Raw genomic sequence first — 12,500 nt, forward strand, 5'->3', positions numbered from 1 at the left:
GTTACATATTGTTTGATACACACGTACATACTAATTTTTCTACGGATTCTGATATGAAAATAGAAGAAGCTATAAAATCTGCAAAAGAAAAAGGTATATCTTTTATAACAACAGAACATATGGATATTAATTTTCCCAAAGAGGGTCTATTTTGTTTTAACGTAGATGAATATTTAAACAAGTATTTAAAATATAGAAATGATAATCTACTTCTCGGCATAGAGCTTGGAATGAAGGAGGATTGTTTAGAACAAAGCAGAAAGTTAATAAATGATAATTCTTTTGATTATGTAATTGGATCTATACATTTAGTGGAGAACTTAGATCTCTATTATTCAGATTATTATGAAGGCAAAAGTAAAAAAGAGGCTTATTTTAAATATTTGCAAGATATGCTAGAAAATTTAAAACAATTTGAGTTTATAGATAGTCTGGGTCACATTGACTATATAGCTAGGTACGCTAAATTTGAGGATAAAGAATTATATTACAGTGATTTTCCAGATATTATTGATGAGATATTCAAAGTACTTATAGATAAAGAAAAATGTTTGGAATTAAATACTAGGAGACTTAAAAATGAAAATTCAATAAAAAGTATGCTGGAAATGTATAAAAGATTTAATGAATTAGGTGGAAAATACATAACAGTAGGCTCTGATGCTCATAATTTAGAGTCTATGGGAAGTAATTTTAGAGAAGCAGTAGAAATTGCTAGAAGGTGTAATTTAAAAATAGTATATTTTAGAAATGGAAAAAAAGAGTATGATAAAGAGGTGTAGATTATGGATTTTACAAATAATTCGGCTGAAGTAATCAAGCAATTAGGTAAAGAAGGAGCCTTCCTTACAAGTAAATATAATGAAAAAGTAAATACTATGACAATAGGGTGGGGAAGCATAGGTGTTATATGGAGAAAACCTGTGTTCACCGTGCTAGTGAGACAATCTAGATATACTAAAGAATTCATGGAAAATAGTGGTAGTTTTACAGTAAGTGTTCCTTTTAGCAGTGATATGAAAAAGGCTCTTGCAATATGTGGAACTAAATCTGGTAGGAATATAGATAAATTTAAGGTGTGTAATTTGCAGCTTAATCCAGGTAGAAGTGTAGATAGCCCGGTGATAGCAGGATGTGATATGTATTATGAATGCAAGATTATATATAAACAGGATATGAAAAAAGAACTTTTGACAAAAGAAGTAGATTCAAATTGTTATCCTGATGGAGATTATCATACAGTTTATTATGGAGAAATAGTAAATTGCTATGAAAAATAAAGTCTTCATTGTAAAGATATTTAATTTTCATAAGTAAAACACATACTGTATAAATACAATGATGGTTCATACATAGTATTTATACAGTATGTGTTTTATTTTTTAGTTAGAAACTATATAATTTAGATTTCTATTTTGCAGAATTAAAGTTATTAATTTAAAACTCCTCTACTGTAAGTAGAGGAGTATTGTTGTGTAAATTTTTTATATATCAAAATAATACATCATATTCAAATCTATATAATACAAAAACAGGTCGAAATAATCAAAAAAAGATAGGAACTTTAAGAATAAAATGTAATTATGAAAATGATTAATAAAAGTTATATAAAATTAATTAAGGGGGTTGTTTAATTGAATGATGTTTTAAACAAACTTTATACTGCAAATCAAAGTAAAAGAATAGAAAAATTAACTAACGATTTATACTCGGTAACTCCTGAAATCGAAGCGCAAAGAGCAGTTTTAATAACGGAATCTTTTAAGGAAACTGAAGCTTATCCTATGATTATTAGAAGAGCTAAAGCTTTAGAAAAAATACTAAATGAAATGGATATAGTTATTCGTGATGAAGAACTTATTGTAGGAAATTTAACTAAAAAACCTAGAGCGGCTTCAATATTTCCGGAATTTTCAAATAAGTGGCTTTTGGAGGAATTTGATACTCTTGCAAAAAGAACTGGTGATGTATTTCTTATTAGTGAAGATGTAAAATCACAACTTAGAGAAGTATTCAAATATTGGGATGGAAAAACAACAAATGAGCTTGCAACAGAGTATATGTTTTCAGAAACGAAGGAAGCAATGGAAGCAGGGGTATTTACTGTTGGAAATTATTACTTCAATGGTATAGGTCATATTTCTGTAGATTATGCAAAAGTATTATCTAAAGGATTTAACGGTATAATTGAAGATGCAGAAAGTGAAAAGGCTAAAGCAGATAAAGCAGATCCAGATTACATAAAGAAGGATCAGTTTTTAACAGCTGTAATCATAACTTCAAAAGCTGTTATTAAGTTTGCTAGACGTTTTGCTGAATTAGCTAGAAATTTAGCAAGTCAATCATTGGATTCACGAAGACGTGAAGAGTTAATGCAAATAGCTGAAAATTGTCAGTGGGTACCTGAAAGACCAGCTAGAACGTTTTATGAGGCTCTACAATCATTTTGGTTTGTACAATCTATTATTCAAATAGAATCTAATGGACATTCAATATCACCTATGCGTTTTGACCAATACATGTATCCTTATTTTAAGAAGGATGTATCAAATGGACTTATTACACAAGAAAAAGCCCAAGAACTTTTAGATTGTCTATGGGTTAAATTTAATGATGTTAATAAGGTTCGTGATGAAGGATCAACAAAAGCATTTGGTGGATATCCAATGTTCCAGAACTTAATTGTAGGTGGACAAACTATTGATGGAAGAGATGCTACAAATGAGCTTTCATTTATGTGCCTTGAAGCTACTGCACATACCAAATTACCGCAACCATCAATTTCAATAAGAGCTTGGAACAAAACTCCAGATGAGTTATTATTAAAAGCTGCTGAAGTAACTCGTTTAGGTTTAGGTATGCCAGCTTACTATAATGATGAAGTTATCATTCCTTCTTTGACAAGCCGCGGTCTTACGTTAGAAGATGCTAGAGATTATGGTATTATTGGATGTGTAGAACCTCAAAAAGGTGGAAAGACGGAAGGATGGCATGATGCTGCATTCTTTAATATTGTAAAGGTATTAGAGATAACTATAAATAATGGTATGGATAATGGCAAACAGATAGGATTAAGAACTGGAGACTTCACTTCTTTTACATCATTTGAGAAATTATTTGATGCATACAAATTACAGATGGAGTATTTTGTTAAACTTTTAGTTAATGCAGATAACAGTGTAGATTTAGCACATGGAGAGAGAGCACCATTACCATTCTTATCTTCAATGGCAGACGATTGTATAGCTAGAGGAAAGTCATTACAAGAAGGAGGAGCACATTACAACTTTACAGGACCACAAGGAGTAGGAGTTGCAAATGCAGCAGACTCGTTAGAAGCTATTAAGAAACTTGTTTTTGAAGATAAGAAGATAACTTTACAGGATTTAAAGAATGCGTTAGACACTAATTTTGGTGAATGTAAGAAAAACCCAATATCTGAACTTGCTAATAGCATAAATGAAGTGGGTGATATGAAAGGATTAACACCTGAAACTATATTGAAAGTTATTGAGAAATTATTATCAGAAGAAAAGAAAACCTCATTAGAAGGATTGGAGCCGGGTAAAGATATTAATTTAGGTAGTTATGGAAATAAAGAGAGTATTCGTCAAATGCTATTAAATAGAGCACCTAAGTTTGGTAATGATATAGATGAGGTTGATGATTTAGCACGAGAAGCCGCATTAATTTACTGTAATGAAGTTGAAAAATACACTAATCCACGTAATGGTCAATTCCAACCAGGACTTTATCCTGTTTCTGCAAATGTTCCAATGGGATCACAGACAGGAGCAACACCAGATGGAAGAAAAGCTGGGGAACCACTAGCAGATGGTGTATCACCAGTTTCAGGAAGAGATGCAATGGGACCAACTGCAGCTGCTAATTCTGTTGCGAAAATAGACCATTGTAAAGCTTCAAATGGTACATTATTTAATCAAAAGTTTCATCCATCTGCTTTAGAAGGTCAGACTGGTTTACAGAATTTATCTTCTCTAGTAAGAACCTTTTTCGATGAAAAAGGATTACATGTACAATTTAATGTAGTAAGTAGAGAAACGCTTTTAGATGCTCAAAAGAATCCTGAAAATTATAGAAATCTGGTAGTACGTGTAGCCGGATATAGTGCTCACTTTACTTCTTTAGATAAGTCAATTCAGGATGATATTATAAAAAGAACAGAACATACTTTTTAGTTAGTTTGGTTTCATATATTTTGAGGAAGAGTTTTTACTACTTCCTCATTTTTAAATTAGTAAAAGAGAGTTAGTTGTAAAGTTTTTTATAGAGCAGCTTTTTATAGGAGGAAAAGTTATGTTGAATTATCAAGTGAATTTAGATAAAAAAGGAATTATTTTTGATATACAGAGATTTTCTGTTCATGATGGACCAGGAATTCGTACAATAGTCTTTTTTAAAGGCTGCCCGTTATCTTGTCGTTGGTGTAGTAACCCAGAATCTCAGTGTATGGAGCCACAAGTAATGTTTATTCCAAGCAAATGTATAGGATGTAAAAAATGCTATGAAGTTTGCAGTAATGGAGCAATAGATTTCAACCTTCCTTCTAGAGTTGATCAGAATAAATGTGTTAAGTGTGGTAAGTGTGTTGAGAATTGTTATGCTGGAGCTTTGAATTTAGCAGGAAACACGAGAACTGTAAAGGAATTGTTACTAGAATTGAAAAAGGATAACATATATTATAGACGATCTGGTGGTGGAATTACTTTATCAGGAGGAGAAGTAACAGCTCAACCTGAGTTTGCTGAAGAATTACTAAAAGGATGCAAACAAAATGGTTGGCACACAGCTATTGAAACCGCAGCATTTACATCTCAAAGTGTTTTAGAAAGGATGCTACCTTGGCTTGATTTAGTTATGCTTGATATTAAGCACATGGATGCAAATAAACATTTAGAGTATACAGGAAAGCCTAATGAGTTAATCTTACAGAATGCAAAATTAATAGCTCAGTTTGGAGTTCAGTTAATAATAAGAGTACCTGTTATTCCAGGAGTTAATAGCGATGAAAATAATATAAGAGCTACAGCTAATTTTGCAACTAGCCTTAAAAGTGTTAAAGAATTACATCTTCTACCATACCATCGTCTTGGTGAAAATAAGTATGAGTACTTAGGACATGATTATATAATGAAGGGTTTACAACCACCTACTAAAGAAGAAATAAATAAGCTTAAAGAACTAGTGGAAGAATGTGGACTAATATGTAAAGTTGGTGGAATTGACTAGTTCTAAATGACAAATAGAGAGAAGTGTATTAAACATCGAGTTTTAATATACTTCTCTTATTAATTCGTCAGTAATTTTTAGGAATTATTGCAATAACTCATTTTAAATTTGTAAGGTGATTTATTCTCATTCTTAAAAAATACTTTGCTGAAATATGCAATATCAGTATAACCTACTTCCATGGCAATTTGTGTTATAGATTTATCTGTATTGACTAATAACTTTTTAGCATTTTCAAGTCTTAGATTTGTAATATACTGGGTAAATGTCACTCCCATTTTTTGCTTGAAATATCTACTTAAGTACTGAGGATTTAAGTGTACAAAATTTGCTACAGTATTTAATTTTATATCTTGTGTATAATTATTATCAATATATTTTATTGCAGTTTTTATAGTACTTTCAGAAATTTCCTTAGACTTTAAATTAGATATTTTTCTAGAATCAAAGTTATCTATAGATTTAAGAGCTTTATTTATAGAAGCTTTTAGATTAGATGGCCGAACAGGTTTTAATAAATAATCTATTACTCCATATTTTATTGCCGTTTGTGCGTAGTCAAATTCTCCATAGGCTGTTATTATAATTGTTTTAGTGTTTGGCAGAAAGTTAATTATTTCTTTTTGAGCATCTAAACCAGTTTTTTCAGGCATTTTTATATCCATAAGAATTATATCAGGTTTATTTATCTTAGCGTTTAATACTGCTTCTTCTCCATTTTTAGAATCTCCTTCAATATCAATATTAAAGAATTCTCTTTGCAATAATATTCTTAATGATTTTCTCTCAAGAGGTTCATCATCGACTATCATAAGTTTATACATCTTAATCACCCTCCTGTTAAGGTATTATAAAATTTGTTTAATAGTAATGGTTAAAATACTAAAAATTATTATTTCAATTTTGGAATACGTATATATACTTTTGTTCCAACATCAAGAGTACTTTCTATTTTCAGACCGTAATCTCTACCAAAATAATGCTTTAGCCTATTGTCAGTATTTTGCAGTCCTATACCTAAACCACTATCAGAGAGGTCTTTTGAGTTATTTAATAGGTTAAGTATGCTGCTATTAATTCCTCTGCCATTATCACTTATTTCAATTATTATATCTTTTTTTGAATTGGAGGTGCTATTTATAGTTATTTTTCCACCTTCTTTTTTGGTTTCAAGGCCATGAACGAGGGAGTTTTCAACAAGTGGCTGAAGAATCATGGTTGGAATTCTATATTCATTAAGAGATTCATCTATATTAATTTCATAGGAAATTCTATCGCTGTACCTTAAAGCTTGGATAAAAAGATATCGTTTTATATTAGTAATTTCATCTTTGAGTTTGGGAAATTCCTCTAAGTTTCGTAAGCTATATCTTAATAAATCAGAGAGATTATATATTAGTTCTTCTGTTGTAGGAGCATTTTCAATTAGAGCCATACTTGCTATTGTATTTAAAGTGTTAAACAGAAAGTGAGGATTAATTTGAGCTTGTATAGTTTTTAACTGCATTTTTTTGGCATACTGTTCAAGCTTAATTTTTTCTTCACTTTCTTTTAATAATTTTTCCTGTGTAAGAGTATGAAGGCCCATTTCAGCTATATAATTTGCAAGAAATGTATAAAATGAAACACAATTTTGTAGGTAGTCGCTTTCAACAATTTCTATGCGTTCAGCAGCTTCCTTTAGTTTTTCTAGAGGAAGCTCATAATTTTTAGAAATCCAATTTAAGTCTATGGAATCTCTTGTTTGTTGTCCTTTTAGTAATACCTGTCCGCCCAACACGGCACCTACATAGATATCGTTTACTATTATAGGTGCAGCACAATCAATTAGTCCTGTGTGGCATTTATATACTCTTGGCTTTTTATCTTTCATAGCCATAAAGCCTGCTTGAGAATCACAGGATATACAGTTTTTACATCCTTTTGGGGAGGAACGAATAAGTTTACAAAATGGCGTGAAATTGTTTTCATTACAAACAGGAACCCCATGAATATCTGTTGTAACTGCAGAAAAAATAACTATTTTAGCGAGTTTGTCTTGGATATCTTTTAAAGTGTTTATATCAATAATGTCACTGAATTTAAGATCTTTTAATGAATTCATTTGTATATCCTCCGTAAAAAAAAATCTTGTAAATAGTAAGTTACTTTAGAAATATAGCTTATGTATATTTGTAAAATTTAAGAATATTTTAAGGGGTACACGATTTGAAAGTCACAGAAAATAAAATTAAAATTTACTGAGTTTATTTTTTAACAATTAAAACTGTGAAAATAAAATAAGTTAAATGAAAAATAGATATTTAACTTATATAATACTCAAACAAAATTTGTCGCTTAATAGAATTATAATATTTAATGTGTCGATTTACAAGAAAATTAACTAATGAATATAAAAATATAACAAATTTCTAAGATGTCAAAATAGTACAACATATAAAAATATATATTGTACAAAATGCAGTCGAATTTATTAAAAAACTTTATTTGCTTTTGTAATAAAATTAAACCACAAATTTGATTATAAAAAATATTATAAACTTTTGGGGGTGAGATCTTATAGGAAAAAAACATTGCTAGGTACAGTAATTTAATGAATCATCAGCTAATAAGAAGGCTGCAAGGTTTAATAGCTAAGGTAGCAAATGTTAAAGAAATTTACCTTCATTGTCAAAATATTAAATGTTTCGAGGTGGAAAAATGGATCAAGAGATAATCAATAAGGTTTTGGAAGAGCTTAGAAAGAAAACAAATTGTGAAAATTCAAGTGATACAACAGATAAAACACAAAATACACAAAATTCTAAATCAGAATTAAAGGAAGAAAAAATAATAGAAAAGGAAGAAAAGAGGGAAGCTTTTATGATAAATGATACGCCTGTAATAACAGAATATGTAGGATGTGCTATTGGAGATACGGTTGGTTTGGTTATTGCTAACATTGATGGAAGTATTCAAGAAAAAATGAACTTGGATCCTAAGTACCGTTCTTTAGGAATTATAAGTGCAAGGACAGGTGCTGGACCTCATATTATGGCTGCAGATGAAGCTGTAAAAGCAACAAATACTGTAATTGCGGCAATAGAACTTCCAAGGGATACAAAAGGTGGTGCAGGACATGGATCACTCATAATTTTTGCTTCTGAAGATGTATCAGATGCTAGAAGAGCTGTTGAAGTTGCATTAAAAGATGTAGAAAGAACATTTGGAGATGTATATGGATGTGATGCGGGACATGCAGAACTTCATTATACTGCAAGAGCAAGTCTTGCACTCGAAAAGGCTTATGGGGCTCCACTTGGAAAATCTTTTGGAATAGTTGTAGGAGCACCAGCAGGGGTAGGTTTGGTTATGGCAGATACTGCAATGAAAACTGCTAATGTGGAATTGGTTACTTATGCAAGTCCAAATGATGGTACATCACATTCAAATGAGGTAATTATATCAATAACAGGAGATTCTGGAGCTGTTAAGCAGTCTGTAATAGCGGCTAGAGAAGTAGGAATAGGAATATTAAAATCTATGGGACAAAATCCTATTTCAACAACAAAGCCTTATATTTAAGCTATATGCAAACGCTTATATAAATATATGTTATAAACGTAAAAGAAGGGATAATATGACTATATTTAACATTAAACCCACAATTTGTTTTAATAGAGGGTCAATAGAGTATTTGAAAAACATAAAGAATAAAAGAGTGTGTATAGTTACGGACCCGTTTATGCTTAAATCAGGTACTGCAGATAAAATAATTGACATATTAAAAGATAATAAAGTTGAGTATGAAATTTTTTCAGAGATAAAACCTGATCCACCGATTGAAATCGTTGCTATGGGAGTAAATAAAATGAGAATATTTAAACCAGATGTAGTAATTGCATTAGGCGGCGGTTCATCAATTGATGCTACGAAAAGCATTATATTCTTTACTATTAAAATATTAAATACTAATGGAGGCAATTATAAAAAACCATTATTTGTAGCTATTCCAACTACTAGTGGTACAGGATCAGAAGTTACTTCTTTTTCAGTAATTACAATGGGAGGTACAAAATTTCCTTTGATTAATGATGAATTAGTTCCAGATATAGCTATAATTGATGCAAATCTTGTTAAAACAGTGCCTCAACGAATAACAGCAGATACTGGAATGGATGTTTTGACTCATGCCATTGAGGCGTATGTTTCGACAAAAAGCTCTGATTATACAGATGCGCTGGCTGAAAAGGTTGTAAAATTAGTATTTGACTATTTACTAAGGGCTTATAGAGATGGAAACGATGTGCTTGCAAGAGAAAAATTACATAATGCATCTTGCATGGCTGGTATGGCATTTACAAATGCATCTTTAGGAATTAATCACAGTATGGCACATACATTAGGGGGGAAATTTCATATACCACATGGTAGGGCAAATGCAATTTTATTACCGTATGTCATTGAGTATAATGCTAATTTAAAATCAGAAAATGAAACAGAATCAGGAAAAAAGTATGCTAATTTGTCTAGAATCTTAGGGTTACCTTGTGCTTCTACAAATGAGGGAGTAAGAAGTATTATTGCTGCAATAAAAATATTAATGAATGCAACTAATACACCTATGAACTTACAGGAAGTAAACATAGATAAACTTGATTTTTTAAACGAACTAGAGAATATGGTAAATGATGCTTTAAATGATAAATGCACAGCTACTAATCCAAGGAAAACTAGCAAAGAAGAAATAGCTAAATTGTTTGAAGAAGTTTATGGTAAATAGCATTTTTATAAATTAGCGGAAATGTTAACAATAAGGAGGATAATATGAATATGAAAAATAAATTATTAGGTGAATGTTTTGCTGAATTTATAGGTACATTTATCTTATTATTTATTGGAATTGGGGTAGTAGCAGCTCTAGTTGCAGTAAATGCAAACGTTACATTTTGGGGATTATCTATGTGTTGGGGATTAGCTATAACAATAGCTATATTTGTTGTTGGCGATACTTCCGGAGCTCATATAAATCCTGCGGTTACAATAGCTCTAGCAGTATGGAAGAAATTTGACAAAAAGAAAGTAATTCCTTATATTGTTTCACAAATTTTAGGAGCTTTTACAGCAGCAGCAATAGTTTATGGGTTATATGGCAGTTCTATAAGACAATTTGAAAGCAGCAAAAATATTATTAGAAACTCACAAGCTGGGTGGAGTTCAGCAGGAATATTTAGTACATTCCCTAAAACAGGGTTGTCAATGTTCAATGCTTTTATGGTAGAAATGTGTATAACGGCCATTTTAGTATTAGTTATTTTTGCAGTAACAGATGGATGCAATAAGAGTTGTCCTAAAAATGGTATGCCAGCTTTGGCTATAGGTTTGGTAGTAGCGTTATTAGGAGCATCATTTGGAACTTTAACTGGTTTTGCTATGAATCCAGCCCGTGATTTTGGTCCAAGATTATTATGTGTGCTGGCAGGATGGGGAACAAATGCTTTTGGACCTAATAATTATGGACTTATTGTACCTATATTTGCTCCTATTGTAGGAGGAATTTTAGGTGGAGGCATATATGAAAAATTAATTTCACTTTATTTACCTGCTAAAATGAAACCTAGTATTGAAAAGAATTAGGTTGAGAGCTAGAAGAGGGTAAAGGGGGTTCAAAATGAAATTTATTACCGAAATTGATTTGCGGGATTTATATAGAAAAGAACCTTTTACAGATTATGAGTTAAAACTTGGGACAAGACTTACACCTGAAGCAAGTCAGTTTCTGTCAGACAAAGGTATAAATATGTTTGATGACGGGTCTTATTACAAAAAGAAAAATGTTGTAAATAAAGAACAACCTGTGGAGAAGAAGCATGATGTAGATAAAAAACAAGCTGTAGAGAAAAAGGAAACTGTGGAAAAGGTGCAGACCATAAATGAAAATCAGACACCTGCACAGCCCAAAAAGAAGAATAATTGGAAGAAGAAAAAACTTTACAGTAAGATGAAATCAACGGAAGCATTGTTCCTTATTACAGAAGAAGAACTTTTGAATAAGGATATTCTTTGGGCACAGAATGTTATTAGTTTAGGTAAGCAGTTTACTAAAATTAAAAACGCCATTCAGGGTAAAGGGTCCGTTGAAAATCTTTGTATTAAGGAATGTACAGCAATAAATTTTAGCAATTATTCACTTGATTTAGATGATTGCTTTGAAATTACAGAATTTCATATGCAGCTTAAAAAGGGAAGAGATATCATAATTTTGCATAGACTGCGATGTGCTCTTAGAGAAATCGAACCATTTATTTTAGAAGCATATGAAGATAGTGAAGATGAGGATGCATTGTGCAGTGATACTATTGGAAAGATCAATCAAATTATTAATGCTTTGTCCCAAATGATTTGTTCTATTTTTGGAGGTACAAAATGTCAGAGAAAAATTTGACTTTTAAGTTCTGCGACCAACTTGTGAAAGATTTTGAACATGTAGTAAAGCATCCGATTGTTGGCAAGTCATCTGTTTATTATACAGGAGTTGACTTAGGTACAGCATGTGTTGTCCTAGCAGTTGTAGATGAAAACTATAAACCAGTAGCAGGTGCTTATAAATATGCAGATGTAGTTCGAGATGGTATGGTTGTTGATTATATTGGTGCAATCAATATTGTTAGAGAGATGAAGCATGAAATTGAAGAAAAGTTAGGTACAGAGTTGATTTATGGAGCTGCAGCTATTCCACCAGGAACAGATGATTTGGATTCAGGGGCAGTTAAAAATGTAGTTCAGGCAGCTGGTTTTGAACTTACAAGTGTGCTTGATGAACCAACGGCTGCTAATAAAGTTCTTAGAATTAAGAATGGTGCAGTTGTAGATATCGGTGGTGGAACAACTGGAATTTCAATTTTAAAAGATGGAAAAGTTGTTTATATTGCAGATGAACCAACAGGAGGTACTCAGTTTTCATTAGTAGTTTCTGGTGCATATAAAATGCCTTTTGCAGAAGCAGAATTGTATAAACGTAATCCAGAAAACCATAAGGACCTTTTACCTGTACTAAAGCCAGTAGTTGAAAAAATTGCATCTATTATTAACCAGCATATTAAAGGGTATGATGTTCAGGAAATATCTCTGGTTGGAGGAACTTGCTGTCTGACAGGTATTGAGACAATTATAGAAAAAAAGACAGGAATATTTACTCATAAGCCAAAGAATCCGATGTTTGTAACCCCTTTAGGCATAGCACTTAGCTGTACGCAGGAAAGTATATAGTT

At 31.4% G+C, this 12,500-nt stretch carries 11 protein-coding genes; 9 read left to right on the forward strand and 2 right to left on the reverse strand.

Annotation, left to right across the window (positions count from 1 at the left end; translation table 11 throughout):
- The first annotated feature begins 8 nt into the window (after positions 1-8).
- The 4 genes from CLAU_RS16015 to CLAU_RS16030 all read left to right on the forward strand — a co-directional run bounded on the left by CLAU_RS16015 (position 9) and on the right by CLAU_RS16030 (position 5,250).
- The gene (locus CLAU_RS16015; protein WP_023163080.1) at positions 9-782 is read left to right on the forward strand and encodes a histidinol phosphate phosphatase; all 774 of its coding nucleotides are present in this window, start codon (positions 9-11) and stop codon (positions 780-782) included.
- Positions 783-785: 3 nt separating this feature from the next.
- Positions 786-1,280, forward strand: coding sequence for a flavin reductase family protein (locus CLAU_RS16020; protein WP_023163081.1), 495 nt, complete (start codon positions 786-788; stop codon positions 1,278-1,280).
- Between the two features lie 354 nt (positions 1,281-1,634).
- Positions 1,635-4,199: a glycyl radical protein gene (locus CLAU_RS16025; RefSeq protein WP_023163082.1), complete on the forward strand. Its 2,565-nt coding sequence runs from the start codon at positions 1,635-1,637 to the stop codon at positions 4,197-4,199.
- A gap of 118 nt (positions 4,200-4,317) precedes the next feature.
- A complete protein-coding gene (locus tag CLAU_RS16030) occupies positions 4,318-5,250 on the forward strand; it encodes a glycyl-radical enzyme activating protein (RefSeq protein WP_013237849.1) in 933 nt (310 codons plus the stop codon).
- 77 nt (positions 5,251-5,327) lie between these two features.
- Here the strand turns inward: CLAU_RS16030 and CLAU_RS16035 are convergent, their stop codons facing one another.
- Together CLAU_RS16035 and CLAU_RS16040 are read right to left on the reverse strand one after the other, a co-directional pair.
- Positions 5,328-6,074 carry a response regulator transcription factor gene (locus CLAU_RS16035; RefSeq protein WP_013237850.1) on the reverse strand — a complete coding sequence of 249 codons (747 nt, stop codon included), beginning with the start codon at positions 6,072-6,074 and terminating at the stop codon, positions 5,328-5,330.
- 68 nt (positions 6,075-6,142) lie between these two features.
- Positions 6,143-7,354 carry a sensor histidine kinase gene (locus CLAU_RS16040; RefSeq protein ID WP_013237851.1) on the reverse strand — a complete coding sequence of 404 codons (1,212 nt, stop codon included), beginning with the start codon at positions 7,352-7,354 and terminating at the stop codon, positions 6,143-6,145.
- 596 nt (positions 7,355-7,950) lie between these two features.
- Between CLAU_RS16040 and pduB the strand changes: the two genes are divergently transcribed.
- From pduB to eutJ, 5 genes are read left to right on the forward strand one after another with little or no spacing between them, the layout of a single operon-like run.
- A complete protein-coding gene (gene pduB, locus CLAU_RS16045; RefSeq protein ID WP_013237852.1) occupies positions 7,951-8,814 on the forward strand; it encodes a propanediol utilization microcompartment protein PduB in 864 nt (287 codons plus the stop codon).
- A gap of 55 nt (positions 8,815-8,869) precedes the next feature.
- The gene (locus CLAU_RS16050) at positions 8,870-10,012 is read left to right on the forward strand and encodes a 1-propanol dehydrogenase PduQ (protein ID WP_023163083.1); all 1,143 of its coding nucleotides are present in this window, start codon (positions 8,870-8,872) and stop codon (positions 10,010-10,012) included.
- Positions 10,013-10,062: 50 nt separating this feature from the next.
- Complete coding sequence (locus CLAU_RS16055) at positions 10,063-10,866, forward strand: MIP/aquaporin family protein (protein WP_029170117.1); 804 nt, start codon at positions 10,063-10,065, stop codon at positions 10,864-10,866.
- Between the two features lie 34 nt (positions 10,867-10,900).
- Positions 10,901-11,674: a hypothetical protein gene (locus CLAU_RS16060; protein WP_023163084.1), complete on the forward strand. Its 774-nt coding sequence runs from the start codon at positions 10,901-10,903 to the stop codon at positions 11,672-11,674.
- Positions 11,656-12,498: an ethanolamine utilization protein EutJ gene (eutJ, locus tag CLAU_RS16065; RefSeq protein WP_013237856.1), complete on the forward strand. Its 843-nt coding sequence runs from the start codon at positions 11,656-11,658 to the stop codon at positions 12,496-12,498. The genes CLAU_RS16060 and eutJ overlap by 19 nt, the downstream gene beginning before the upstream one ends.
- Positions 12,499-12,500 lie beyond the last annotated feature (2 nt).

Source organism: Clostridium autoethanogenum DSM 10061, from assembly GCF_001484725.1.
Classification (GTDB): domain Bacteria; phylum Bacillota; class Clostridia; order Clostridiales; family Clostridiaceae; genus Clostridium_B; species Clostridium_B ljungdahlii.